The organism is Undibacterium parvum (assembly GCF_003955735.1).
In the GTDB taxonomy this organism is placed as follows: Bacteria; Pseudomonadota; Gammaproteobacteria; order Burkholderiales; family Burkholderiaceae_D; genus Undibacterium; species Undibacterium parvum.
On record NZ_CP034464.1, the window covers coordinates 1486528 to 1511332 of the forward strand.

The 24805-nt window shown below is 50.5% G+C and carries 23 protein-coding genes; 11 read left to right on the forward strand and 12 right to left on the reverse strand.

The window, feature by feature from the left end; genetic code table 11:
• Positions 1-55: 55 nt before the first annotated feature.
• Positions 56-1453 (reverse strand): CoA transferase, encoded by a 1398-nt coding sequence (locus tag EJN92_RS06375; protein ID WP_126127036.1) that lies wholly within the window; start codon positions 1451-1453, stop codon positions 56-58.
• Between the two features lie 130 nt (positions 1454-1583).
• Between EJN92_RS06375 and EJN92_RS06380 the strand changes: the two genes are divergently transcribed.
• Positions 1584-2798 carry a citrate synthase family protein gene (locus tag EJN92_RS06380; RefSeq protein WP_126127037.1) on the forward strand — a complete coding sequence of 405 codons (1215 nt, stop codon included), beginning with the start codon at positions 1584-1586 and terminating at the stop codon, positions 2796-2798.
• A 105-nt stretch (positions 2799-2903) separates the two neighbouring features.
• Here the strand turns inward: EJN92_RS06380 and EJN92_RS06385 are convergent, their stop codons facing one another.
• From EJN92_RS06385 to EJN92_RS06405, 5 genes are all read right to left on the reverse strand, one after another.
• Complete coding sequence (locus EJN92_RS06385) at positions 2904-3632, reverse strand: class I SAM-dependent methyltransferase (RefSeq protein ID WP_126127038.1); 729 nt, start codon at positions 3630-3632, stop codon at positions 2904-2906.
• Positions 3633-3821: 189 nt separating this feature from the next.
• Complete coding sequence (locus tag EJN92_RS06390; protein WP_126127039.1) at positions 3822-4400, reverse strand: NAD(P)H-dependent oxidoreductase; 579 nt, start codon at positions 4398-4400, stop codon at positions 3822-3824.
• A 179-nt stretch (positions 4401-4579) separates the two neighbouring features.
• Complete coding sequence (locus EJN92_RS06395; RefSeq protein WP_126127040.1) at positions 4580-5002, reverse strand: MerR family transcriptional regulator; 423 nt, start codon at positions 5000-5002, stop codon at positions 4580-4582.
• A 70-nt stretch (positions 5003-5072) separates the two neighbouring features.
• Positions 5073-5534 (reverse strand): FKBP-type peptidyl-prolyl cis-trans isomerase, encoded by a 462-nt coding sequence (locus EJN92_RS06400; protein ID WP_126127041.1) that lies wholly within the window; start codon positions 5532-5534, stop codon positions 5073-5075.
• Between the two features lie 177 nt (positions 5535-5711).
• On the reverse strand, positions 5712-6590 hold the full coding sequence (locus tag EJN92_RS06405; protein WP_126127042.1) for a DUF4410 domain-containing protein: 879 nt from the start codon (positions 6588-6590) through the stop codon (positions 5712-5714).
• A 233-nt stretch (positions 6591-6823) separates the two neighbouring features.
• Here EJN92_RS06405 and EJN92_RS06410 point away from each other — a divergent pair, with 233 nt between their 5' ends.
• Positions 6824-7435 (forward strand): glutathione S-transferase family protein, encoded by a 612-nt coding sequence (locus EJN92_RS06410; protein WP_126127043.1) that lies wholly within the window; start codon positions 6824-6826, stop codon positions 7433-7435.
• 148 nt (positions 7436-7583) lie between these two features.
• On the opposite strand, the gene EJN92_RS06415 is transcribed toward EJN92_RS06410, so the two are convergent.
• Entirely contained in the window at positions 7584-8396 is an 813-nt protein-coding gene (locus EJN92_RS06415; RefSeq protein WP_126127044.1) for a MipA/OmpV family protein, read from the reverse strand.
• A 303-nt stretch (positions 8397-8699) separates the two neighbouring features.
• On the opposite strand from EJN92_RS06415, the gene EJN92_RS06420 reads away from it, so the two are divergent.
• Positions 8700-9824: a PepSY-associated TM helix domain-containing protein gene (locus EJN92_RS06420; RefSeq protein ID WP_126127045.1), complete on the forward strand. Its 1125-nt coding sequence runs from the start codon at positions 8700-8702 to the stop codon at positions 9822-9824.
• On the opposite strand, the gene EJN92_RS06425 is transcribed toward EJN92_RS06420, so the two are convergent.
• On the reverse strand, positions 9801-10088 hold the full coding sequence (locus EJN92_RS06425; RefSeq protein ID WP_126127046.1) for a hypothetical protein: 288 nt from the start codon (positions 10086-10088) through the stop codon (positions 9801-9803). The genes EJN92_RS06420 and EJN92_RS06425 overlap by 24 nt on opposite strands.
• A 37-nt stretch (positions 10089-10125) precedes the next feature.
• Entirely contained in the window at positions 10126-10761 is a 636-nt protein-coding gene (locus EJN92_RS06430; RefSeq protein ID WP_227869740.1) for an esterase/lipase family protein, read from the reverse strand.
• A gap of 203 nt (positions 10762-10964) precedes the next feature.
• Between EJN92_RS06430 and EJN92_RS06435 the strand changes: the two genes are divergently transcribed.
• Entirely contained in the window at positions 10965-11711 is a 747-nt protein-coding gene (locus EJN92_RS06435) for a substrate-binding periplasmic protein (protein WP_126127047.1), read from the forward strand.
• Between the two features lie 193 nt (positions 11712-11904).
• On the opposite strand, the gene EJN92_RS06440 is transcribed toward EJN92_RS06435, so the two are convergent.
• From EJN92_RS06440 to EJN92_RS06450, 3 genes are all read right to left on the reverse strand, one after another.
• Complete coding sequence (locus tag EJN92_RS06440; protein WP_126127048.1) at positions 11905-12492, reverse strand: hypothetical protein; 588 nt, start codon at positions 12490-12492, stop codon at positions 11905-11907.
• Positions 12493-12739: 247 nt separating this feature from the next.
• Positions 12740-13126: a DUF423 domain-containing protein gene (locus EJN92_RS06445; protein WP_126127049.1), complete on the reverse strand. Its 387-nt coding sequence runs from the start codon at positions 13124-13126 to the stop codon at positions 12740-12742.
• Positions 13127-13309: 183 nt separating this feature from the next.
• Positions 13310-16891, reverse strand: coding sequence for an indolepyruvate ferredoxin oxidoreductase family protein (locus tag EJN92_RS06450; protein ID WP_126127050.1), 3582 nt, complete (start codon positions 16889-16891; stop codon positions 13310-13312).
• 306 nt (positions 16892-17197) lie between these two features.
• Here EJN92_RS06450 and EJN92_RS06455 point away from each other — a divergent pair, with 306 nt between their 5' ends.
• The 7 genes from EJN92_RS06455 to dksA all read left to right on the forward strand — a co-directional run bounded on the left by EJN92_RS06455 (position 17198) and on the right by dksA (position 24467).
• Positions 17198-19576 carry a methyl-accepting chemotaxis protein gene (locus EJN92_RS06455; RefSeq protein ID WP_170174881.1) on the forward strand — a complete coding sequence of 793 codons (2379 nt, stop codon included), beginning with the start codon at positions 17198-17200 and terminating at the stop codon, positions 19574-19576.
• A gap of 104 nt (positions 19577-19680) precedes the next feature.
• On the forward strand, positions 19681-20532 hold the full coding sequence (gene dapF, locus EJN92_RS06460; RefSeq protein ID WP_126127052.1) for a diaminopimelate epimerase: 852 nt from the start codon (positions 19681-19683) through the stop codon (positions 20530-20532).
• A 31-nt stretch (positions 20533-20563) separates the two neighbouring features.
• Positions 20564-21220, forward strand: a complete 657-nt coding sequence (locus tag EJN92_RS06465) for a DUF484 family protein (protein ID WP_126127053.1) — start codon at positions 20564-20566, stop codon at positions 21218-21220.
• 1 nt (position 21221) lies between these two features.
• Positions 21222-22154 carry a tyrosine recombinase XerC gene (locus EJN92_RS06470; protein WP_126127054.1) on the forward strand — a complete coding sequence of 311 codons (933 nt, stop codon included), beginning with the start codon at positions 21222-21224 and terminating at the stop codon, positions 22152-22154.
• A 68-nt stretch (positions 22155-22222) separates the two neighbouring features.
• Positions 22223-22729 (forward strand): Fur family transcriptional regulator, encoded by a 507-nt coding sequence (locus EJN92_RS06475; protein ID WP_126127055.1) that lies wholly within the window; start codon positions 22223-22225, stop codon positions 22727-22729.
• Between the two features lie 31 nt (positions 22730-22760).
• Positions 22761-23834: a CobW family GTP-binding protein gene (locus tag EJN92_RS06480; RefSeq protein ID WP_126127056.1), complete on the forward strand. Its 1074-nt coding sequence runs from the start codon at positions 22761-22763 to the stop codon at positions 23832-23834.
• A gap of 177 nt (positions 23835-24011) precedes the next feature.
• Positions 24012-24467: an RNA polymerase-binding protein DksA gene (dksA, locus tag EJN92_RS06485; protein ID WP_170174882.1), complete on the forward strand. Its 456-nt coding sequence runs from the start codon at positions 24012-24014 to the stop codon at positions 24465-24467.
• Positions 24468-24805: the final 338 nt, after the last annotated feature.

Sequence of the window (24805 nt, forward strand, 5' to 3'; positions counted from 1 at the left end):
CATGCAGCCTGAATCGCTAAATTTGCATGCGCATTTTACCCTGCTTATTCCGGCCTTACCACTGCGCACTATGCGTGCCTAAAGGCACTGGCGGCTTATCAAAATATGCTGGTGTTGCGCTCATCTGCTCGACCGGGCTTACCGCGCTGATCTGGCCGTAGGCGCTGTTGCTCACTTGTAAGCTGGCGGCAATTTCGGCCGGACTTAGTTCTGCCGCATTCTCGTGCAAGCCGCGCCTGGCCATACTCTGCAACCAGTGTCCTGTTTGCGCCAGCGATACCCTGACCTGCCAACTGCCGCCTTCTTGCGCCCGTTTTTGCAGCGCCAGCATGGTGGCGAATGCCGCCAGATAGCCGGTGGCGTGATCGAGTGCCTGGCAAGGCAATTTACCAGGTCCGGCCAAACCAGCGACCTGCCCTTCTTCAAAAGCGATACCACTGGCCGATTGCACCAGACTATCGAAGCCACGCCGCTCTGCCCACGGCCCCACATGGCCATACGCCGACAGGCTGACGTGAATGATGCCTGGGTATTGCTGCGCCATTTCCTGCGCCGAAAAACCCTGTGCCGACAAAGCGCCGGGACGATAGGCTTGTAAAAACACATCAGTATCGCGCAGTAAATGGTGCAACTGCGCCCGCCCACTATCCTCACGCAAATCGAGCTGTGCCGAACGTTTACCGCGTCCGGTATCGATCAGCAGCGGCATAATATTCGGCAGATGGGCGGCGCTAATCGCCAACACATCGGCACCGTGTTGCGCCAGACAACGCGCAGCCACCGGAGCCGCGATGACACGCGACAAATCAAGCACTTTCAGCCCGCTCAGGGGCCGCGCATTTTGTGTTGTACAAATATCTGAAAAAGGCCGTGGCGGAGCATCGCCTATGCGTTCGATCTCAAACAAGGGCAAGGCCGCGATCGCCCTCGCCTGAGCATGCGCCTGCCACTCTTGCGGTGTGCGTATCATAGATGCACACATACCGGCCTGCGCCAGCTGCGACTCAAGCTCAGCCGCTTGCCACCCGCTAATTGCCTGCGCCACTGCCGCCCTATCATCAGCGCATTGCAAGAGCTTAAGCACGCCGTCGCGATGATGCGGGAAATTGGTATGTAGTTGTATCCAGCGGCCGTCACCACACTGGTAATAACCGGCGATAGGACTCCATGGATCCGCCTGAGCCTGGCCGTCTAGCCTCAGATAACGCTCGCTGCGAAACATCGCCAGCGCATGTCTTTGATCTATGCATACTTGCTGCACAGCGCCGCCTCGCTGATGCCAGATCTGCGCTGCCATCAGCGCTTGCGCCGCAATACTGGCAGAGGCAATATCACCGACCTGAAACACCGAGGGTAATTGTGCGCTAGCACCGGTAAATTGCAGATGCCGTAAAAAATCAGGATGGCCTCCGGCGAATTTCCAGAGCGCATGTAGTGTGCTTGTTGCCGACATAAATAAACTCCATAAACGCGATAAAACCTAAGACAATAGGGACATTTGTCATGCCACAGGATGAAGATTAGTCTAGGTGCTGGCGCCAGTGAGCGTCAATCTTGATTGCTGCAATCAATACAAAAATAAAATGTCATCGACCAAAGCAACTTTCAGCGCCAAGCAAGCGGCGCAAATTCTCGGCGTCAGCCTGGCCACCCTGTACGCCTATGTCAGCCATGGCCTGTTAGTCTCGATGGTGGCCGACGTTAAACGCAGCAAAACCTATGCTCAAGATGAAGTATTGCGCTTAGCTGCGCGCAATGCGGATAGCCGCCGCGCTGGCCACACCGCACAGGCAACGATAGACTGGGGAGTACCGATACTCGAATCACGCATCAGCCTGATTGCCGACGGCAAGTTACGCTATCGCGGCCACGATGTCGTACAACTGGCGCAAAACGCCAGCCTGGAGCAGGCCGCCCTGCTTTTATGGGATCAGCCCAAGCGCAATTATTTTGAGATCGCGCCTCCTGCCACGCCCCACTATTGGAATGCATTAAATACCGCGCTCGCCAATCAAAGCGCGCTGAACCGGGCCATGAGCATGCTGGCGGCATTGGCTCCAAGCGAGGCTGGCACAACTACCGAAGCGACTGGCACGGGCGCGCAACTGATGCGCATGCTCGCCTCCGCCTTGCTAGGTACGCCAATACTTGATCTGGCGCTACACCAGCAATTGGCGCAAGCCTGGCAATTGCCGGCACAGACGGCGCAGGCGGTCCGCGCAGCACTGGTGATCTGCGCCGATCACGAACTCAATGTCTCCACCTTTGCGGTGCGCTGCGTCATCTCAAGCGGAGCCGAATTAAGTGCCGCCTTGAGCGCTGGCTTAGCCGCCCTGTCGGGGCCCAAGCACGGCGGCGAAAGCCTGCGCGTAGGCCGTTTTTTACGTGAGGCACTGGCACTACCCGATAGCCAACTACACGACTATCTGCAACTATGCCTGCAGCAAGCCTTGCCGCATCATGGCTTTTCCAGTGGGTTACCGGGTTTTGGCCACCCGCTATATCCGGGGGGCGATCCGCGTGGTAAATTTTTACTCTCTTTACTCCCTGAGCAAGACCAGGCAAGATTTCAACAACTGCAAGCGCTCGCATCGGCACTCAGCGGGCAGCAGCCAAATCTTGATTTTGGCTTGGCAGCGCTGGAATACTGTTTTGCGCTACCACTAGGCGCAGCTCAGATTATCTTTGCCTTAGGCCGCTCGGCCGGCTGGATCGCCCATGCGGCAGAACAAATCGAATATGGCCAGCTGATACGACCGCGCGCACGCTATGTCGGTAATTTTGAATTTACCGACTAATGCAAACAGCAGCACCCCGCTCACGCATATCCCATGCGGCTTTGCGGGCAGATGCCGCCAGCAGGCGCATGGAATATGTGCGCTGGCAGTGCCGGTTTTAGAACTCTATTTAGTCAGTGATTGATAGCGCGTGTAAAAGCGCAAATTGGCGCGGTGCATGGGCACGAAAGAAAAACTACCGAATCCATGTTGCTTGAATAATTGCTGAATATTCGCCTTGTTGAAGATCGCCAGATGCTCGGTAGGACGCAACTCTGACCAGGAAATCAGATCTGTCTTAGAGACCCGGAAATGACCGGAATCGGGTGTGGTAAAAAACAGGATGGCGTGCGGATTCAAGACCTGGGTCAGGGCTTGCATAAAGCCGTGCAGATCGCGTACATGCTCTATCACTTCGGTACAGAACACGATATCGAATTTCTCACCGCGCGCAGTAAAGGTTTCTAAAGTCTCGTTATAGAAACGGCAGTCTGGCCAGAGTTTTTTGGCATGCGCAATGGCGCTGGGGCCGACGTCGATGCCGACTGCATCGCAGCCCATGGCGTGCGCCGCCGACACCATACTGCCGACATTACAACCGATATCGAGAAATTTTCTGCCCGGTGCCAGTAAGCGTAGCAACCAAACCCGCAAACGAAAACGCAGCCATTTTTTTCTGGGATTAACCACCCGTTCGGTGTACACATAATTTTGATAGAAGACTTCCAGCTCTTTATCGGTAGGATGCGGCTCTATCCGTATCAGACTGCATGCTTTACATTTTACAAAAACCGAACCCTGTTTTTCGCCTACGGGTGAAGATGCTGCTTGTCCACATAAACTACATTGCGCCATTGGGTATACCTTTCCTTGTTCCACTTAGTCATTCCTAGGCTAGCCTGCAAGTTAAAACTTGATGGCAACATGATACCTTTAGGCGCTGAATTTAGCGATGCGACTAAACAAGCTTTGTAGGGAAATTCGGAAATTTGCCTAATTCCTGCGACTAGTTTGAACAATTAGCCACAGTCTGCCAGTCCCCCCTCACAGCCTGGACGCAAGCCTCGTGGCAAGTTCTAAGTAAGTCTGTCGCTGTTTCAGCGAAGAATTGACCATAGGCCCAAACAGCAAGGACTTACGCACTTTAATGCCACAAAATTCCAAGGTCGTGGTTTGCATCTGCGCCACCGGCGACATCCTATAAACCCATTTAAAATACCAGGGCGGCGTATCCATCGTGACCAGGATATGGGCAGTGCGCCCCTTCAAGAGTTTTTGCTGGAAAGACGAAGCCGGACTAAATTTGAAGGCAAAACCAGGCAGCATGATGCGGTCTAGCCAGCCTTTAAGCAATGCCGGAATTCCACCCCACCAAATCGGATAAATCAGGCAAAGATGTTCGGCCCAAAGAATGTCTTGCTGTGCCTGCAGTAAATCAGGCTCCAGTGCCTGGATTTCCTGATAGCCCTGATGCAAGATCGGATCGAAGACCAAATCTGCCAAGCGCACAAATTTAAGCTGGTGTCCGGCCGCTTGCGCCGCCGCCACATAAGTATCAGCCAGCGCAGCGCAGAAACTACTGCGTGCCGGATGACCGAGTATGACTAGTATTTTTTTGCTCATTGCGCAAAACTCCTGAAGAATAGAAATCAGGACTTACGCAAAATTGTCCCAGCTAGGCGTACCGCCGAAGACAGCACTTTAGTAAGTCGAGGCGAGTGCAACGAGCTTGGGGCGGTTTGCGTAAGTCCTAAACCTCAGGATAAGTCTGACCCTAAGGGCAGAGTCAAGCCGCTGCTGGCTTATTTTTTGGAAGCGCTAGCGCCAGAGAATTCCGGCGCGCTGCAGGCTAGCTCGGTAAGCGCAGTTGATGGCTCACTTCCCAGACAAGACAGTATCTCTAGATGAATTTCGGCCAATTGTAGATCTAAGCTAGTCAGTCTAGCTATTTCTGTCTGCACCGCCTGGCGTTTTTGCTGTATCTGCTGACTCAGCCCTAACCAATCTGGCTGGCCGGCATCGGCGGCCAAGCTGGTGGCCAACTCGGACAATTTAAAACCCAAGAGCTGGGCTTGCTTGATCAGCCTGATCTGCGCCAATTCTGGCGCGCCATAGCAGCGATACACGCCACTACGCTGCACCTTGCCTAGCAAGCCCAGCGCCTCGTAATGGCGTATCGCCTTGGGCGTTGCACCGCTTAATTTTGCGAGTTCACCGATGTACATAAAGGCTCCGAGTTGAGCTTGCAAAGCGGTAAGCTGACGCGGTTAGCGCCAGCTTCTTTTTGCTTAGTGCTTAGTCTATGCTGACTAATTCCACGTCAAACACCAAGGCCGCATTCGGCGGAATTGGGCCATTCGCCTGTGCGCCATACGCTAAAGAACTTGGGATGATTAAGGTACGTTTACCGCCGACTTGCATGCCAGGTATGCCCTGATTCCAACCAGCAATAACATTGCCACCGAGAGTAAAGCTATATTTACCACTGTCAAATTTTGCGCCGCGTAAATCTGCCGCTTTCACGTCATATAGCCAACCGGTGTAATTCACCGTCACCTTATTATTGGTATTTACGAAGAGGCCAGCACCAACCACGGTATCGATCTTTTTCAGCGCGACTACGGCCGCCGAGCCTGAGGTATCGACCGCAGGTGTGCTAGGAGTACTACTGCCGCCACCGCAAGCAACGAGGCCTAAGGAGAGCGCCGCAGTTAAAACCAGAGTGGAAAGTTTGGAGTAGGAATTAGAAAGTTTCATAGTACTTTTTGGAAAGGTAAGAGTGGGCGATTATAGAGTGCCCATAGCGCTGCGGCAACCGCTTTCGTCAGCGCTAAGGCTGAGAAAATCAGTTCTTGTTGAAGTCTATGCGGCAAATAAAAAAAGCCATCTGCACTGAGGCCGATGGCTTTTTGTTTTACACAATCTGTAGAGCGATTACATCGCGCTACATTGGCGCATTTCGCATTTCGCTACAAAATTACCACCATTGTCACAAGCCATACGATACACCTCAACCGCGCCTTTAGGAGTCACCAAACCGGCCCCCTTACCGCCGACGCAACCAGCTTGTTTCGCCATTTTTTCTACCGTCACCGAGGAGGACCCCACACGAAATTCTACCGCTTGTACGCTAGCGCTAGTGTTGACTGGGGTGCTGGCAACGCTATCGGCAACATTACTTACCGATGCTTGTGGCTGCACCGCATAAGTTGTCGCTGTTTCGTTGGTGGTAACCGGAGCAACAGGCGCGGCGTTAGTAGCGTTAGCATTGGCAGCGCGATAATTGACGATCTCCGCCACGATCTCATTGCTGACTGCCAGCACTTGCTTGTCAGTCATAGCCGCAAAAATACCATCCCACGCGCTAGAGGTAGTATGGTATTTACGTGTACCGACTAGGCGTTGCGTCTGTAAATCGCTAAACGCGACCTCGGCATCCAGGAAGGCATTGCCGGTCATAACGCCTAAACCGATTCTTGCACCAGCGCTGACATAGCGGTAATCATTGATTTTTACACCAATCAGAGCACCTGCCTCGGAGGCTGGGGCGCTCTCTGCATCATGAAAGCTGAAATTCAAGCCCTTGCTGGCAGTAGCTGCTGCCATCCCGGCACGCCACTGTTCTTGAAAAATTTTCCAGTCGGCGGTCGCTGTGACAGCTGGACTTGCCTTGACGGTCATCACAATTTTTTTGCTTGAGCCGGCAGGCAGTTGCATAGCGGCAGTGCTACTGCCCGGTTTATTAACCGTCGCGGCACATCCAGTCAACACCAGACTGAGGGCAATTACTGCCATTTTTACGGACTTAATCATGCGAAAGTTTCCTCTGGGGATAAACAAAAAAACAACTACTTAAGCGCCTATTTTAAATCCTAAGCACGTACAAGGTCTATCTAAACTTAGCTCCAAGAAAAGAAGATCGCAATACCCTGATTTTTCACTTGGATGAATTTAGGGCATCGTCCTGTCTGCGCGCTCTGCTAAATCTAGGCATAATGAGTGCGCCGTCCACCTCACTCCAAGCATAAAACTAACGAAAGCACGCCATGATACAAGTTCACCATTTAAGAGAATCACGTTCGCGCCGCATTACCTGGATGCTGGAAGAGTTGGGGCTGGACTATGAAGTGATCAATTACGATCGCGACCCCAACACCCGCCTGGCACCGCCAGAATTAAAGAATATCCACCCTTTAGGTAAGGCACCGGTAGTGCGCGACGGTAGCGAGGTTTTGATCGAATCGGGTGCGATTATCGAGTATCTGGTGCGCGTGTATGGCAAGGGAAATTTTTCTCCCGCCGTTGGCACTAGCGATTACAACCGCTACGTACAGATGCTGCACTATGCCGAAGGCTCGGCCATGCTGCCTTTGATGCTGAAACTGTATGTGGGTATGCTGGGTGAAGCGGGTGCACCGCTACAGCCTCGCATACAAAGCGAACTAAAAAATCATTTGGGTTATTTGAACAGTGAATTAGAAGACCGTAATTATTTTGTCGGCAGCACACTCAGCGGTGCGGATGTACAGATCTCCTTCATCGCCCAGATTGCGGTGAAAGGTGCGGGGCGCGAGGCCTACCCAAATTTGACGCGTTTCGTCGATATGATAGAAGCGCGCCCAGCCTACCAAAGAGCGGTAGCCAAGAACGGCGCGTAATTGTTCTTAATAGAGATAGGACTAATGGCCTGCCAGTGCGCAATAGCCATGCGGATCTTCAGACACGATGCCTGAAGACCCGCATAAACAGTACGCCTCAGGGCTATGCCAATTTCAATTCTGAAACTGGCATAGCATTAGCGAGCGTTTAGAAGCGGTAACCGACGGTAGCTCCGATACCGGCCACGGTACGCTTATCGGTCAATGGGCTGTCGCTCACCACATTACTCAGATGCACCGCACCGGCGCTGACCGAAGTGATCCAATTTTGGTTGATGGCATGACGCCAGGTCACGCCCACACCCGTACCTGTGATACCGGCATCGGCTTTATACACCGCGTTGCCGCTGCGAGCTGACTGCGCCTTGGTCACACCGAAGAAAGTCTGGTTCTGCGTGCTACTACCAAAATTCACACCAGCCGATACCTCAACCAGATCGGTCTTAGTCGCCAACACATCATAACGACCTATCAGATCTACCGAAGTACCGTGACGGTCACCCATGGTTTGATGCACCGCAGTGTTGAAGTGGAAAGCGCCCATATCGTAATTCAAAAACAAATTCGCCTGAGCACGTGCATTCACATCGCCCATGCCAGTCAAATGGTTTTTACCATCGCTGTCGCCGAAAGACTCTTTACGCCAAGGGCTGACACCCAAGCTGGCGGCAGCCGAGAAACCATTCGCGTTATTCAGGAAGCGATAACCGATACCGTCTACCGTGCTCAAAAATACGCCATTAGAAAAATTCGCTTCGCCCAATAAGCCAGCGGCCCATTGTTTTTTATCGCTGAATAAAGGTGTGCCGTAACCAACACCGACGCCTAGCACTTGCTCGGCTTGTTCATTGGAACGCTGACTGGCGCGACCCGATGCCAGGTTGCCGTTGTCTTGTGCCATCGCTGGCAAACCGAAGAAAGCACTGCTTAAAGTAAGTAAGGCTAAAAAATGAGATTTCATGTTCGGTATTCCTTAATGTGTAATGGAAGCTGAATTGCGCTTGAGTGATACAGAATCTGGTCCAGCCACAAGCTCGGAACGAAGATTAATTGGGCTTTTCAGTAAGCACCAAAATTAGCTGAGAAGCGGCAGATTACGCCTCGATTGGTACTGCGTTACGCTACCTTTTACTGAGTCCACACACAGATTGAACTTATTTTTACGATGAATAGCGCGCAGCATGCGCATTTAATCGCGAGCCAGAGCAGCAAAAACTAGGCTAGCTAGGCTATAGTGCGCGCTGGTATTTTTTGTGGAGATCTGATGTTTAAACACGCCTGCTTACAACTACACTGGCTGATCGGCATCAGCGCCGGACTGGTCTTGGCGATCATGGGCTTGAGCGGCGGCCTGTATAGCTTTTCCAGTGAATTGATACAGTTGATTGATCCGCAAATCACCCGCGTCAGCCCCGGCAACGCCGCCCCCTTAAGCCCGGCCTTGTTGCTGGAAAGAGTCAGCCAGCAAAGCCCTGACGTCTCGTCACTGAGCCTCAGCGATGACCCGTCACAAGCTGCCCGTGTCGGCTTCATGAGGCCGCAAGCAGGCAGCGAGTTCAAAAAATTTGAACAGCAATATCTGAATCCCTACACAGGAGAATTATTGGGTAAGCCAGCCTCAGAAGATTTTTTCCGCTGGGTACTCAATCTGCATAGAAAGCTGGCGCTGGATCAAGGCGGCAAGGCAATCACCGGCGCTGCCACCCTGGCCTTATTGCTGCTAATAATCTCAGGCATGTATCTGCGCTGGCCGAGGGCAAAATCGCTCTACTGGCGTTCTTGGTTAAATCTGGACTGGCGTTTAAGTGGCAGGGATTTTTTAAGCAGGCTACACGCAGTACTCGCCACTGTGGCGATGCTGGCGTATTTAATCTTTGCATTAACTAGCCTGAGCTGGTCTTACGATTGGTATCGCAAGGGGCTCAATGCCTTGCTAGGCAAGGACAGTGCGACGATCAGCAAAATAGCCAAAGCGCCGCGTGCGGCGCCTAGCCAGCACCCCACCAAGGCGCTAGATCTAGACGCCGTTTGGAAGAATTTTCAAGCCGAAGTGCCGCACTATCAGAAATTGATTTTACTTCTGCCTTCAGGCTCGGCGAGCACGCTGCAAATCCTGTATCTGGATCAGCAAGCTGCGCACCCGTATGCGAATAATCGCATGGTCTTCGATGCCGCCAGTGGCGCCTTGCAAACCCATGAACGCTATGCCGACAAAAGCCCGGGTGCCAAATTAAGCGCCAGTTTATATGCCCTGCATTCAGGAAGTTTTTTTGGTAGCACCGGTATGCTAATCATGATGCTGGCGGCATTACTGATGCCGGTTCTTGCCGTCACGGGTTGGATGATGTATTTGAGCCGACGTAGATTAAAACAGATCGCTCAGATCTAAGGCCTGGGCTATGCCATCCACGATATCCACCACGTCGCTCGCATCGATGCCACCCGAGGCCACGCTACTCTTGCCATTGGCGGATAGGGCATCGGCCTTTTTTTTCTCTACCCGCGCACGTTCATGCACCTCAGCTATTTCCTCCGCAGTAAACAGCAATGTGGCGGGCACAGCATGTCCACACCAAGCGCAATGTTGAAACGTCCGGTTTTGCATTAGACGCAGGCAGGAGGAGCAATGTGGGGTTGCGATAGTTGGGCTCATTTCTTTAGGTTTAAAAGTGCTTCAGTCAGCGCCGTCACTATGCGCTGATTTCTATGTTCGGCGGTTCCAGTTCGTTTAAAGCCGCCAGTATATTCTCACAAACTGCACGAGAATTCATGATAAAGGTGTGGCCGCAGCTGAACTCGAGCACACTGCTACTTCCATCGCCACAGGCTTCTTCCAGCAAGAGTATGCCATCATTGAGCGCGCTGCCAAACGGTAGCCAGCTGACTCTGGGGCCGCCGATACCGGCGTAAATCGTGGTGTTTTCCGGCACGGCTAATTGCCGCATAAACGCCTCTTGCGCCAGCAACTGCCCCATTTCACCGGTCAGCCAGCGGAACAAGAAAAACTGCGAAAAATATTTCGCAGCGCGACAAGCGATCATCGGTGGTGCCAACAAAAAACAAGCTGCAGGCCGCTGCGAACTAAGTTGAGCGACGGTATAACGGATGATCACGCTACCCAAAGAATGGCCAACCAACACATACGGTCTGGCCTGGATCCGCGTTGCCAACAGCCGCTGCAGGCGCATGCTGACACCGTCTAAAGTTTCCAGCGTAGGCAGGTAGCCAAACAAATGTACATGGTGACCAGCGCACCGCAACCTATGCCGCAGTAGCAGCATAGAAGCCGAGGTGCGCCCCATACCGTGTATCAAAATACAGTCCACATTAGTCCCTAAAAATTTCGACGCCCTATGCCCAAAGAAAAACTTAAGGCCATTCGGATAATAACGCCTAATTTCAGCGTAATTGAAGATGGTGAGGATTAATATTTATCAAACTTTTCGCCTATTTTCAATGTTAGACTAAAGTAATAAATGAAAAATGCAGTGCTGAGCAAGTCCGAGTAGACAAATAGAAAATCGCTCCCATGTTGAAATTATTGTTCTCACTTTTTCTGCTTTGCGCGCCCTTCAGTTTTGCAACTGCAGTAACCATCAGCTTAGTCAGTGAGGACAATTGGTACCCGTATGCGGCGCTAAAAGACGGAAAAATCAGCGGCTTCGCAGTTGATGTCATACAAGCCGCCTATGCAAAAGTCGGCATTACCGTAGAGTTTACTTCCGCACCTTATTCCCGCTGCCTGATGCTCACCAAAACCGGAAATGCGCTAGGCTGCTTTAACAGCTTAAACGACGCTAGTCTTGGACCGGAATTCTTATTCCATGAAGTCCCGCTCTTTAGAGCCATGATAGGAATCTACGCAAGCACGAAAAACTCAAAAAAACCCTTGAAAGAAATTGATCTGCGTGGACATCGTATCGGTGTCACTCATCAATACACCTATGGCGACCAGATAGAAAATGACAAAGCAATTATCCGCGAAGTGGCACCTTCGGATTTATCCAATTTGCGCAAACTTGTAATAGGACGCTCTGACTATTCCTTGATCTATACGCGTGTCGCCAGCTATTTGGAAACCAGCTATCCGGCGGAATTTAAAGGGAAAATCTTTCAGGTCGGCACCGTTCTGGACGATAAACTATTTGTTAGTTTTTCTAAAATCAGACCAGAGTCAGCGCATTATGCGAGCTTATTGGATCAGGGTCTATTGGCAATACGTGCTGACGGCACCTACAAGAAATTAGAGCTGAAGTGGCAAACGCCTGCGCCTTAAAGAAACACGTTAAGCGCATTATTTGGCAGAGCTAGCTGCATCCCCCCTGCTAACACGCATATTCCATGCGGGTCTACAGCTTATCTGGCCTGCGAGCCGCATGGAATATGCGCGCTGGGCATGCCCTTATTTGAATTCCAAAAAATAAAATGGCGCAATCAAATTGCGCCGTTTGAGCAAAGCAAAATCTTAATTAACTACGATTTTGGCCATCTGTTTTATTCTTGTGGATTTTATGCGACTGTTTGTTTTCAGCATGCTGAATATTTTTTTGCTCATGCTGACCGACGTGACCGTCCTTGCCTGCTCGGTATTCTTTGCCATCGACTTTAGCCTGGCCTTTTTCTAGTTTGCCCACTTCATGATTAGTCAGGCTACCGTCTTTCACACCATTCTCTATACGCTGCTGTTGATTGACATTACGCTGCACATCGGCTTGCATACGTTGGCTAGATGCCGAATTAGGATTGCCTAACTGGCCATCGTGTTTTTCCGCCTCTATGTTTTTACTGACCTTATTTTGCATCTGATCGATATGCTGTTTTTCAGCCTGGCTGAGCTTGCCGTCTTTTAAGGCTTTCGCTTCGGCGTTGCTGATATTTTGTTCTTGTTTTTCCAAACGGGCTGCTTCTTTGGTATTGAGTTGGCCAGATTTCAGACCGTTTTCTATACGCTGCTGCTGGTTCACATCACGTTGCACTTCACTCGCTACTGTCTGCGCAAAACTCGCACTGGCGACCAGACTAGCGACTAATACAACTAATAATTGTGACAATTTCATAGTGACTCCTGAGTATTTTGAGTTAGCAGCGTAACGACAGTGTTGCGCCTTGCTAGCTATAACGAAGCGCAGGCGTTTGCGCTGACAGCAGTTAAAAATTGATTTGTAACGTAGTATTTCAATGCAAGTGCCAAGACAGCAAACTTGCCTACTATTTTATGCGTCCTGCCCGGACACGCATATTTCATGCGGGTCTACAGCCTATCTGGCCTGCAGCCCGCATGGAATATGCGCGCTGAGCCTATGCCTATTTTAAATTTTCAGGTGAGCGGCAGGCAGCCCATGTCAGCATCGCCCATCCGGCCAGGAATGCCAGACCACCGATAGGTGTGATCGCACCCAACAGACGTATGCCACTCAGCGCCAGCGCGTACAGGCTGCCGCTAAAAATAACAATTCCTGCCAACATGCAATAGCCGGCGCGCGGCAACCAGGGCGAATCTAATCTAGGCATCAACAGCGCAACCGCCAGCAAACCCAGCGCATGCACCATCTGATAATGCACCGCAGTTTGCCAGACGGCCAGCATCTCGCTACTCAGAATTTGCTTCAGCGCATGCGCCCCAAAGGCGCCGCAGGCGACTGCGATCAGCATATTGAGGGCGGCGGCGAAGATAAAACGGCGTTCTGGCATGGCGTGCTTCCGGTGAAATGTGTCTATTGTTGGACAAAGCGTCCTGTGAATGGCGCCATTGTAAATCAGGATAGAACAGGACGAAAAAAATGGCCGGAACAATTCCGGCCATTTTTTACTCAGCTTTTTTTACAGATTTTTTTACTCAAAAACCAGTCTAGCTTGCGTCCATCATTGCGTCCATCAAGCCGCCTGTTGAGTCGACTGCGGTGCTTTGAACTCAGCCAACAAACTCGCTCCTTTGGTCTTGGCCGCGCTCAAATTTCTTTCTTTAACATGACCATAACCGCGGATATCTTCAGGAATGCTGGCAATCGCCACCGCCTTGGATAGGTTGCCTGCATTTAACTGCGGCAGCAACTGATTCAGGGTCTGGCGATACTCGACGATCAGGGCACGCTCCATCTTACGCTCTGCGGTATAGCCAAAAATATCCAAGCTACCACCGCGCAGGGATTTCATCTTCGCCATCACGCCGAAGGCTTTCATCATCCACGGGCCAAACTGCTGCTTGATCAGATGACCGTGTGCATCACGCTTGGCGAACAGCGGTGGTGCCAGATGGAAGTTGATCGCGTAGTCGCCTTCAAACATGTCGGCAATTTTTTTCTTGAACTTGCCATCGGTGTATAAGCGTGCCACTTCATATTCGTCCTTGTAAGCCATCAGCTTGAACAAATATTTGGCGGCCGCTTCGGTCAGGCGCAAAGGCTTACCGTCGGCGATCTTGCTCTCGGCCGCTTTGACCTGGCTGATAAAGTCGCTGTAAGCTTGCGCATAAGCCGCATCCTGGTAGTCGCTCAGGAAGGCCACGCGTTTGCTGATGGTATCGTCCAGAGTAGGCGCGCGCTTGAGCTCTATCACTTGCGATGGCGTGATCAGGCGCTTGATCGCTGCCATGTCATTAGCGGCGATACGACCCCAGTTGAAGGCTTCTTTATTGAATGCGATCGCCACACCATTGAGTTCTATCGCGCGCATCAATGCCGCTTCGGTCAAAGGTACCCAGGCTTTTTGCCACGAGTAACCAAGGATGAACATATTGGTGGCAATCGTGTCGCCCATCAAGGCAGTGGCAATCGCACCAGCATCGATCAGATCTACCCGGTCGCTGCCACAGGCTTTGCGGATTTCCTCTTCGGCCGAGTCGGCAGGGAATTGCCAGTTAGGATTCTTGATGAAGGTTGAAGTCGGCGTGCCATTGGTATTGATTGCGGCAAAACTGCGTCCTTCGCCCATGCGTGACAAGGCATCCTTGCTAGCGGTAACGATCAGATCGCAACCTATCACCAGATCGGCCATGCCGGTACCTACACGTGTCGATTGTATGTCTTCAGCCTTATCCGCAAGCCTGACGTGCGACATCACGGCACCACCTTTTTGTGCCAGCCCGGTCATATCCAAGACCGAACAAGCCTTGCCTTGCAGATGCGCAGCCATCGCCATGATCTGGCCTATGGTAACCACACCGGTACCACCCACGCCCGTGACCAGCACGCCAAACGGTTGCGCCGTACTCGGTAATACCGGTTGCGGCAAACTAGCGACATCAAGCGACTGACCCTTCTCTATTTTGGCCTTTGCAGGCTTCTTCAATTTGCCACCTTCGACCGTGACGAAGCTAGGGCAGAAACCGGTAACGCAAGAAAAATCCTTATTGCAAGACGATTGATTGATCTGGCGCTTGCGGCCGAAATCAGTTTCCAACGGTTCTACCGACAGGCAATTCGACTGCACACTGCAATCACCACAGCCTTCGCAGACTGCTTCGTTAATGACCGCACGTTTGGCCGGATCAGGGAAACCTGGCTTGCCATTCTTGTCGATTTGCTTCCTGCGGCGGCGCTTTTCAGAGGCGCAGGTCTGATCGTAAATCATCGCAGAGACGCCTTTTGCGACACGCAATTCACGTTGTACCGCATCGAGTTCGCTACGATGACGCACGGTGACGCCAGCGGCCCAAGGATAATCGGCAGGATACTTTTCTGGCTCATCGGTGACGACGATAATCGGGCCCACGCCTTCGGCGGCGATCTGACGCGAGATCATGCCAGGATCAAGCGGGCCATCGAAAGGTTGACCGCCGGTCATGGCAACCGCATCATTAAACAGAATTTTGTAAGTGATATTCACGTCACCGGAGACTGCAGCACGAATCGCCAGCAAGCCGGAATGGTAGTAAGTACCATCACCCAGATTACAGAACACGTGGTTCTCGGTAGTAAACGGTGCCTGACCTACCCAGGTCACGCCTTCTGCGCCCATGTGGGTAAAGGTCGAGGTTTCGCGGTCCATCCAGGTCACCATGTAATGGCAACCGATACCAGCCAGCGCACGACTGCCTTGCGGTACTTTAGTCGAGGTATTGTGCGGGCAGCCTGAGCAAAAATGCGGGATACGATCTTTGTTAGGATCTGGCTTACTCACCACATTGAGCATGGCCTCTTTGGCTTCCAGATAAGCGACCCGCTCTTTGACGCGCTGCTCGACCGGATGACCGGCGAAATAGCGACTGATGCGGGAGGCGATGGCGCGCGCGATCTGTGCCGGGCTCAGCTCGTACGTGGCTGGCAATAACCATTCGCCATGACCGGAACCGTGTAGATTGCTCCACTCGCCGCTATCGTCAAACTTACCAACCACACGTGGACGTACTTTATCTTCCCAGTTATACAGCTCTTCTTTCAGCGCATACTCAAGGATCTGGCGCTTTTCTTCAACCACTAAGATCTCGTCAAGGCCAGTCGCAAATTCGCGCACGCCTTCCGATTCCAATGGCCAGGTCATGCCTATCTTGTAGAGGCGGATACCGATATCTTTGGCGACTTGCTCGTCGATGCCCAGGTCCGCCAACGCCTGACGGGTGTCGAGGTAGGATTTACCAGCAGTGATAATGCCGATTTTTGCGACCGGGCTATCCCAGATAATTTGATTGAGCTTGTTGGCACGCGCATACGCCAGCGCAGCGTACCATTTGTAATTATTCATGCGCGTTTCTTGCGCCAGCACCGGATCCGGAGTACGGATATTCACGCCATCGCTAGGCAGTACGAAGTCGGTGGGAATGATAGGCTGGACGCGGTCTGGATCGATCTCGACCACGGCACCGGATTCAACGATATCGGTCACGCATTTCATCGCCACCCATAGACCGGTGTAACGCGAGATCGCTATCCCATGCAGACCGTAATCGAGATACTCTTGCACCGAAGACGGGTACAGCACGGGGATACCGCAAGCTTTCAAAATATGTTCACTTTGATGCGCAGCAGTGGAAGATTTTGCGGCATGATCATCGCCTGCCACCACTAAGACACCGCCGAATTTTGAGGTGCCAGCCAGATTGGCGTGTTTAAAAACGTCGCCGCATCTATCTACGCCTGGGCCCTTGCCGTACCACATGGCAAACACGCCATCGTATTTGGCACCGGGGAACATATTCACTTGCTGCGTACCCCAGACCGAGGTAGCAGCCAAGTCTTCATTCACGCCAGGATGAAATTTCACATGATGTTTGGCCAGATGTTTTTTAGCTTTGGCAGCGGTCAGATCGACATTGCCCAGCGGTGAGCCACGATATCCGCTAATAAAGCCAGCGGTATTCAAACCCGCCTTTTCATCGGCTTGACGTTGTAGCATGGTCAGACGTATCAACGCCTGAGTACCTGTCATAAAAGCGCGGCCGCGCTCTAAGGTAAATTTGTCGTCTAGTGAAATATTATTGTCGACCAGCGCCTGCTGTTCGACTTTATTCGGTGCATTCATGATGTCTCCGTGCTTTTATTGTGTGGCGAGGATGTACGCTACAGATCTGAATCACTTTGTAAATGAATCATATCCTTTTAGGATGGCTGGCACATTAACATTGTGTATTGCCGAACGCTAGGGACAGTAAGCAATAAAAAGACCAGTACAGTATGACTGACAATTGCGCAAAGTGTACTGGTTGCAACAGAGGACGCTTCTTTTGAAGAAATGCCTCACTTTTCGTATTTAGTTATATCAATTTTACAAAAATCTGAGAAAATAGATTCAGCATTCCCGCAGGTAAATCCCAAGGAAGAACGCAACATGCCCCCAAATATCAAAGACCTGATTGCCCGCATTTGTGCCTCATCTATGCCCAAATCCCGGGATGAACTGATAAACCGCGTGATGCACCCTTGCTCGGTCCTGATGAGCAAGTTAAGTCTGCGCACCAAACTGCTCTGCATGTTTGGCACCTTCATCGCCGCCATCATCGTGCTTGGTGCATATACTGTCTCCAACCAAAACACCGACTTGAACACAGCCCGGAGTGAGTCGCAAGGCGTAGAGCTATCGCGCCAAATCATGCTGGTTTTGATACAGACCCAAAAACATAGGGGCTTGGTCAATCTTAAACTTTCAGGACAGGATACCGATGCGAGCTTAAAAACGCTCAGAAGCGAACTTAACAAAAGCCTGAACCAGCTTGATACCGCCATAGAGCTCTACTCAGAATTCGCACTTGCCAACCCTTGGAAAGCGACAGCTGATGAACTACGTCAATTAGCCTCAGGAAAAATCGCTAGCAATAGCGCTGATAATTTGGCACAACATAGCCGCCTGATCGCGCAAATTCTCAGCTTTTCGAATTTAAATAATGAAACCAGTGGCCTCTTATTTGACCCGGTAGCGTCCAGTTATTTATTGATGGACGTTGCGATACAAAAAATCCCGGTCTGGATAGAGAACCTGGCGATTTTGCGCGGCATGGGTGCCGGTTTTATTAAATCTGGCAACATCGATTTTTCCGGAAAAGCCGCCTTAATCTCACGCCTGGACGGCTTGCGCAGCGCCATCGCTGCAGCGACAGAAATGGATGCAGCCTTAAAACGCGCTGGGGAAACTATGAGCGCCGAGCAACAACTAGCGCTCAAAACAAGTACCGATTTCGCCGCAACGGTGCGCAAAAATTTGTTAGGTGAAAATATCGAAGGGGACGCTAGTGCCTACTTCGCACAAGCTAGCTTGGCGATAGAAAAAACCGTACTTCTACAAACCCATTTGCAAAACCGCTTAAACAGCATACTCAGCGAGCGTATTAGCGCGCTCACACTACAGCGCAATCTGACTATCTTCATTATGCTAGCTGCGCTGTTCGCCACCGCCTATTTGGTATTTGGTTTTTATCGGAGTTTTATATCGGCAATGGCCGATGTTGGCGCTTCCGCGCTCTCGGTGGCAAAGGGCGATCTGACCAAGCAAGTTCACATCGATGGTAAAGATGAATTAGCACAAACTGGTGATGCCCTAGAAAAAATGAATTTAAATTTGTCAGCACTCGTGGCAAATGTACGTACTAACTCCAGCATGGTGTCGCAACTCGGACAAATTTTAGCCGTTGGTATCAGCGACATGGCCATACGTACCGAACAGCAAGCATCGAGTCTGGAACAAACTTCGGCCAGTGTTGAAGATCTCGCTGCGACTGTCAAAAAGAATGCGGACAGCGCCAAATCGGCGGACAATCTGGCCTCGAATGTACGCTTAATCGCCGAATCGAGCGGTGACATCATGCATGCCGCAGTTGAAAGTATGCAGGGTATCCATACTAGCGCTAACAAGATGCAAGAGATCGTCAGCATGATAGACCGAATCGCGTTTCAGACCGATATCCTGGCGCTCAATGCTGCGGTTGAAGCCTCCCATGCGGGCACCCACGGTCTGGGTTTTGCCGTGGTAGCGAATGAGGTAAGAGCATTGGCTCAGCGTACCGCTGACGCCGCCCGCCAAATCCGGCGACTGATAGACGATGCGGTGTCTAAAGTAGAGACTGGTGTTGAGCAAATTAATGAGGTCAATCTCACTTTGGCCGACATCGTTAGCGGCATTCGAAATTTGGCGAGCAATACCAATTCGATTTCCACCGCTTCAGCCGATCAAAGCAATGGTTTAGCGCAGATCTCGGAAGCCATCCGGCATTTGGATGAGATCACACAAAGCAATGGCAAAATGGCAGAAGAAGCCAAGCATGCCTCTATCGACCTGGAAACACGTGCGCTGGCACTGACTGAAGCGGTATCGATGTTCAGATTGCGCCAAGGTACCGCCGATGAGGCGCATGCCTTAGTTAAAAAAGCCACGGCCCTATTCCACGTCAACGGTATGTCGACCTTGCAAAGAATCACCGATGATTATGACCACGTTTTTGCCGACCGCGATATGTATGTGTTTGCCTTTAACCGTGATGGACAATACCTCGCGTTTGCCGGTAACGCCGCCAAATTGGAAGTAAACCTCATGACCGTGAGTGGGCTTGACGGTCGCAAACTGGTCGAAGACGCCTTTGCACTCGGTGCCGTTGGCGGCTGGGTGGATTACACCATTGTCAATCCTGTGACAAAAAAAATAGAAACCAAAACCTCTTATCTGGAACCGATCTCCGCAGATATCGTGGTCGGTTGCGGTGTGTATAAATCGGCATAGAGCGCAAGTAAGCTCAGTTCGCAGTTATTAGTAAGCACAACATAGTAAGCACAACAAATAGCAGACGCACAAGAAAAACACCAAGTAGCGGATATAATGGCGAGATGAAACTTAAATTCACTAAAATGCATGGTGCTGGGAATGACTTTATCGTCATCGATGCCATCAATCAAAACATTAACTTTACGCCGACTCAGTGGAAGCACCTAGCAGACCGGCGATTTGGCATAGGTGCGGATCAAATTTTGGTGGTGGAACAGCCTGTCAGTGCAGATGTCGATTTTCGCTACCGCATCTACAACGCTGATGGCGGTGAAGTCGAGCAATGTGGCAATGGTTCACGTGCATTTGTGCGCTTTGTCACGGATAAAAAACTCACCAACAAAAACGCGATAAGGGTAGAAACCATGTCCGGCATCATAGAACCGCAACTGCAGAGCGACGGCAGTATTTGCGTGAATATGGGCGCCCCTATTCTCGATGCAAGCAAAGTGCCTTTTGATACATTCGGCTTGAACGCGAAAACGCAGGCCGATGATTTATCCTGGCCGCTCAGCATCAATGAAAAAACAGTATTCGTATCCGCCGTTTCTATGGGTAATCCACATGCAGTACAAGTCGTGGAGGATAGTGAAACTTACCCAGTCTTACTAGATGGCCCGTTAATTGAGCATCATCCACGTTTTCCAAAGCGCGTGAATGCGGGTTTCATGCAAGTGATCAATCCTCAGCATATCCGGCTACGCGTCTTCGAACGTGGCGCTGGCGAAACGCTGGCCTGTGGTACCGGCGCTTGCGCTGCGGTCGTAACCGGCATACTGCGCGGTCTACTAACATCACCCGTGCGTGTGTCCATGCATGGCGGTGAATTGTCGATAGACTGGCAGGGGCCTGATCACCCTGTATTTTTAAGCGGCCCTGCTGTGACTGTTTTTGACGGCGAAATCGAGATTTAAATTAACATTAAAAAATACATAGAAACCCCCAATGAATTCCAATGACATCGCTGAGTATCTAAGCAATAACCCGCATTTTTTTGAAGAACACGCTGAACTTCTCGCCAAAGTCAAACTCAGTAGCCCACTGCTTGGTCGCGCCATTTCTCTGCAAGAGCGCCAAATGGAAGTGGTACGTGAAAAACATAAATTACTAGAATTACGCCTTTCTGAACTAATGCGGCTAGCACAAGAGAATGATGCCATCACCTCGAAATTTCAACTCTGGACCCGCTCACTGCTATTGGCCCGCAATGACATCGACCTACCACATGTATTAACCCAGGGCTTGCAAGAGATTTTTTCTTTGCCCTACGCCACGCTACGCTTATGGCAGGTCTCAGATGAGGTCACGCACACTTGGTTCGCACAGGCCAGCTCTGAAGATGTGCAATTGTTCGCTAAGGGATTGAGCGCCCCATTTTGTGGAAAAAATCAAGATTTCGAAGCCGCAAGCTGGATAGAGTCTGAACAAAAAATATTGTCAGTTGCGATGCTGCCTTTGCGTTTGTCAGAACATGCACCGACCTTCGGTTTATTGGTCTTGGGCTCACCAGATGAGGCGCGGTTTACTAAAGCAATGGCTACTGATTTCTTAGCCAAAATCGCTGACACCAGTAGTGCGGCTTTGGCTTGCATGCTAGATTAAGATGAGTCAGATTGCGCAAGAGAGCTATCTAGATGCCTATATAAAGGTCTTGCGCACCCAACGTAGCTTGTCCCCACACACTATCAGTAGTTATCAACTCGATTTAGCCGATCTGGTGAACTTTGCCGATGGCCGCGATTTGGCCTCACTAGGTTATTCCGACATACGTCGCCTGACATCCTTGCGCCATGCCGAAGGACTAAATGCACGAAGTATTGCGCGTCGACTATCCTGTTGGCGCGGTTTTTATCGCTGGTTGGCCGAGCAAGTTAGCCTAGCCGCAAATCCTGTCGATGGCATTAAGTCGCCCAAGAAAACTAAATCTTTGCCCAAGGCCTTAGGGGTGGATGATGCGGTGCGCCTGGTTTCACAAAGCCACTGCAATGAAGCCACGCCCAGCGCCAATCGCGCCATGTATGAATTATTGTATTCCAGTGGCTTACGGGTCTCAGAACTCGTAGACTTAGATGTGCATGATATTCAGCAAAGCGATCACACCAGTCGCGGATGGATAGATCTGGAACAAGCTGAGGTACATGTGACAGGCAAGGGCAATAAGCAACGCATCGTACCGGTAGGAAAGCCTGCATTAGCCGCAGTACGCGATTGGTTACTATTACGCCCGACGCTGCTCAAGGCCGATCCCCATCCTCTGTTTTTGAGTGAGCGTGGCACCCGTATTTCAGTACGCCTGGTGCAGCTAAGACTAAAAGCCTATGCCCAAAGCATAGGAATTGCGGCAGATGTCCATCCGCATATGTTGCGCCATTCTTTCGCCTCGCATGTACTGCAATCATCAGGCGATTTACGAGCAGTACAGGAAATGTTGGGACATAGTTCTATCGCTGCCACGCAGGTCTACACCTCATTGGATTTTCAGCACTTGGCGAAGGTGTATGACGCCACCCATCCGCGTGCAAAAAAATCAAGATAGAAACCACCTTTTGCAACTCAATTGCATTTTGATGCATAATAAGGTTTTGTTCGCACGTTGTTAGCATCATGAAAACCAGTCGCATCAGCCTCATAGCAAGCAACACTCCCAAACTAGCCCAAATGCGCGCGCAGAATTTGCTACGGCAGGCACAAGTACGGGTAACCGATGCTCGATTACAGGTCTTGAATGTATTGCTAGAAACACATAGTGCGCTATCGCATCTGGAGATACAGGACGCCTTACCGCAGCTAGATCGTGTGACCCTGTACCGCGCCCTCGACTGCCTGACCGAAGTTGGACTGGCACACAAAATCCCTGGCGACGACCGAGTATTTCGTTACAGTACTGGCAATGAACCGCAAAGCGAGCATGCGACGCGCGGCGTACAGCATCAACATGCACATTTCAAATGCAGTCTTTGCGCCAGAATATTTTGCCTCGATGGGGAACAAGCCGCTAGTTCACTCAAAGATCAATTAAGTGACACTTTGCAAACCACCCTAGCCAAAGGTTTTAAAAATCACGATATAGAACTGACCATCAAAGGCTGGTGTGCAGATTGCTCCAAATAACCCCCCCCCTCTTAGAAATCGACATTCTGCTATGGCACTGATACCAACAACCATCTTGACCGGCTTTTTAGGTGCAGGAAAAACTACCCTCCTCAATCGGATATTGCAAGAAAATCACGGCCATAAAATCGCCGTGATCGAAAATGAGTTTGGCCAGGAAAACATAGACAATGAAATTTTGCTTCAAGATAGTAATGAGCAAATCATAGAAATGAATAATGGCTGTATTTGTTGCACAGTACGGGGTGACCTGATCGTGGCCTTGGGTAAATTGATACAGCAAAAAAATGAAGGGAAAATCGATTTTGACCGCGTCATTATCGAAACCACAGGCCTTGCCAATCCAGGCCCGGTTGCGCAAACCTTTTTTGTTGATGAAGAAGTCGGCATGTACTACATGCTAGATGCTGTGGTGACCGTAGTCGATGCGCGTCACGCAATGCAGACGCTCGATGAGCACGAAGAAGCGCAAAGACAAGTTGGATTCGCCGATAAAATTTTGCTATCCAAAACCGATTTAGTGGATGCTGCACAGGTGTCAGTATTGCGTCAACGCCTTAGCCGTATGAACCCACGTGCCAGCATCAGCTCTATAGATTTTGGCAAAATTGCCATTTCCGAAGTGCTGGATTTAAAGGGTTTCAATCTCAATGCAAAACTCGAACTGGATCCGGATTTTTTACTGGCGGAAGAGCTTCACCAACATCCTCATGAGCACGAACACGAAGAGTGTGATGAGCACTGCACTCACGATACTCATGCACACGAGCACAAGCACAAGCACAATCATCATCAAGCCCATCATTCCGACGACATCAGCGCATTTGTGTTTAAAAGTACACAGCCATTCAACACCGCTAAGCTTGATGAATTCTTAGGTGGCTTGGTACAAGTATTCGGGCCGCGTATGTTGCGCTATAAGGGCGTCTTGCTCATGGAGGGCGCCGATCGCAAAGTCATATTCCAAGGTGTGCATCAAATTATGGGTACCGATGTCGCTGGAAAATGGGCGGATGGCGAATTGCGCGAGAGTAAAATGGTGTTTATTGGCAAAAATCTACCAAAAGATATTTTTATTCAAGGATTAAGCCTTTGTTTGGTATAAACTAGCGCCCTAATGGATACTGGCGGAGTTTAATTCCGTAGTACCAGCTAAAAAAGAGATGGTGAAATTTACCATTTACTTTATTGGCAAGGGGAGGATAATGGTTCTTCAATTAAGTTTTAATCTTATTAAACCGTTATTTGTGTGTATTAACCCGTTGTATCGAAAGTAAGCGAAGTGGCAACTAAATCACCTAAATCGACTGCTACAGTCAGTGCACCCGCAGCCCTACTCACCGAAGCAGAAATTCTTGCTATGGGTGAGCAGGACTATATGAATGATGCCCAATTGGCATTTTTCAAAGCCCGTTTGCAACAGCTTGAAAAAGATTTGCTTAAAAACGCCGACGAAACAACCGAACATCTGCGTGAAACCGTATTGGTACCCGATCCAGCTGATCGCGCCACGATAGAAGAAGAGCATTCTCTGGAATTGCGCACTCGCGATCGTGAACGCAAATTGCTGAAAAAAGTGCAGCAATCCATCGCCAGCATTGATGCCGGCGAATATGGCTGGTGCGAAGAGACCGGTGAACCGATAGGCGTCCCACGCTTGGTTGCTCGTCCGACAGCGAGTTTATCGCTGGAAGCACAGCAAAGACGTGAGATGAAGCAAAAGCTGTATGGCGACTGAGTAGTTCACAGTAGGCTGGACGCGATTATTAATAAAAAGCGCGCAGTGTTAAGCTGCGCGCTTTTTATTTTGAGCGAAATAGAAGTTGCTGCTTCTGTCTTTTATTCGGCGGCCAGCTCAGTACATCTGGGTTGAAGGTGAAAATTCAGACAACATGATCCCAATTAAGCTCTCAAGAAAATCCAATTAGCGAATTCCTATTCTGGCAAAAGCTAGGATGAAATTGTAATTTTGTGTAAAATTAGAAACACTCAAAGTAGGACTTAGACGTCAGATTCCAAAAGTATATTTTGAGTAAATAAGCGAAATTAGAATTTTTTAATAGAATTTAACGCGGC

Bases quoted from the DNA above. Each gene is read 5' to 3' on its own strand.
- EJN92_RS06390 (WP_126127039.1), bottom strand. From the start codon at position 4,400: ATGAGCAAAAAAATACTAGTCATACTCGGTCATCCGGCACGCAGTAGT.
- EJN92_RS06445 (WP_126127049.1), bottom strand. From the start codon at position 13,126: ATGCCAGAACGCCGTTTTATCTTCGCCGCCGCCCTCAATATGCTGATC.
- EJN92_RS06380 (WP_126127037.1), top strand. From the start codon at position 1,584: ATGTCATCGACCAAAGCAACTTTCAGCGCCAAGCAAGCGGCGCAAATT.
- EJN92_RS06480 (WP_126127056.1), top strand. From the start codon at position 22,761: ATGGCACTGATACCAACAACCATCTTGACCGGCTTTTTAGGTGCAGGA.
- EJN92_RS06400 (WP_126127041.1), bottom strand. From the start codon at position 5,534: ATGAAACTTTCTAATTCCTACTCCAAACTTTCCACTCTGGTTTTAACT.
- EJN92_RS06455 (WP_170174881.1), top strand. From the start codon at position 17,198: ATGCCCCCAAATATCAAAGACCTGATTGCCCGCATTTGTGCCTCATCT.
- EJN92_RS06440 (WP_126127048.1), bottom strand. From the start codon at position 12,492: ATGAAATTGTCACAATTATTAGTTGTATTAGTCGCTAGTCTGGTCGCC.
- EJN92_RS06410 (WP_126127043.1), top strand. From the start codon at position 6,824: ATGATACAAGTTCACCATTTAAGAGAATCACGTTCGCGCCGCATTACC.
- EJN92_RS06475 (WP_126127055.1), top strand. From the start codon at position 22,223: ATGAAAACCAGTCGCATCAGCCTCATAGCAAGCAACACTCCCAAACTA.
- EJN92_RS06470 (WP_126127054.1), top strand. From the start codon at position 21,222: ATGAGTCAGATTGCGCAAGAGAGCTATCTAGATGCCTATATAAAGGTC.
- EJN92_RS06420 (WP_126127045.1), top strand. From the start codon at position 8,700: ATGTTTAAACACGCCTGCTTACAACTACACTGGCTGATCGGCATCAGC.
- EJN92_RS06415 (WP_126127044.1), bottom strand. From the start codon at position 8,396: ATGAAATCTCATTTTTTAGCCTTACTTACTTTAAGCAGTGCTTTCTTC.
- dapF (WP_126127052.1), top strand. From the start codon at position 19,681: ATGAAACTTAAATTCACTAAAATGCATGGTGCTGGGAATGACTTTATC.
- EJN92_RS06425 (WP_126127046.1), bottom strand. From the start codon at position 10,088: ATGAGCCCAACTATCGCAACCCCACATTGCTCCTCCTGCCTGCGTCTA.
- EJN92_RS06450 (WP_126127050.1), bottom strand. From the start codon at position 16,891: ATGAATGCACCGAATAAAGTCGAACAGCAGGCGCTGGTCGACAATAAT.
- EJN92_RS06385 (WP_126127038.1), bottom strand. From the start codon at position 3,632: ATGGCGCAATGTAGTTTATGTGGACAAGCAGCATCTTCACCCGTAGGC.
- EJN92_RS06405 (WP_126127042.1), bottom strand. From the start codon at position 6,590: ATGATTAAGTCCGTAAAAATGGCAGTAATTGCCCTCAGTCTGGTGTTG.
- EJN92_RS06375 (WP_126127036.1), bottom strand. From the start codon at position 1,453: ATGTCGGCAACAAGCACACTACATGCGCTCTGGAAATTCGCCGGAGGC.
- EJN92_RS06395 (WP_126127040.1), bottom strand. From the start codon at position 5,002: ATGTACATCGGTGAACTCGCAAAATTAAGCGGTGCAACGCCCAAGGCG.
- EJN92_RS06465 (WP_126127053.1), top strand. From the start codon at position 20,564: ATGAATTCCAATGACATCGCTGAGTATCTAAGCAATAACCCGCATTTT.
- EJN92_RS06435 (WP_126127047.1), top strand. From the start codon at position 10,965: ATGTTGAAATTATTGTTCTCACTTTTTCTGCTTTGCGCGCCCTTCAGT.